Origin of the sequence: Pantoea sp. Taur, from assembly GCF_009830025.1 — a bacterium.
In the GTDB taxonomy this organism is placed as follows: Bacteria; Pseudomonadota; Gammaproteobacteria; order Enterobacterales; family Enterobacteriaceae; genus Pantoea; species Pantoea communis.
Map to the genome: position 1 here is coordinate 1 of NZ_SZZZ01000065.1, position 497 is coordinate 497.

At 57.5% G+C, this 497-nt stretch carries 1 protein-coding gene; it reads left to right on the plus strand.

Annotated elements, in window-relative coordinates:
* Positions 1–497 (plus strand): IS4 family transposase (locus tag FD744_RS25250; RefSeq protein ID WP_160870040.1); only part of this gene is annotated, 497 nt, incomplete at both ends.

The following is a 497-nucleotide window of genomic DNA, read 5'->3' on the forward strand; positions in this document are numbered from 1 at the left end:
ACCGGCATGGCACTTTTTCGCTCCCATTCGATGACCCAGCTCGTCTCACACCTGGATATCCTTCTGCCGGGGAAAAGGCCTTTTGTTGCGCCCAGCGCGGTTGTGCAGGCCCGGCAGCGATTTGGAGAAGATGTTATCCGGTTAATGTTTGAGAAAACGCAGCGCCTCTGGTTTGAAAAGACACCGCTGTCGCACTGGAACGGACTGACGCTGATGGCGGTGGATGGCACCGTATGGCGCACCCCTGACACACCAGAGAATGATGCCGCCTTCGGGCGAACGGCCAATATTAATAAGAGCTCTGAGTGGCCGCAGGTGCGCATGGTCTGTCAGATGGAAGTCACCAGTCACCTGCTGTCAGCAGCAGCGTTCGACAGCGTCTCAGCTGCCGGCGAAGCCGAACTTGCCGCTCAGCTTATCCCACAGACCCCCGACCACTCTCTGACCCTCTTTGATAAAGGTTTTTATGCGCTGGGTCTGCTGCACGCCTGGCAGTC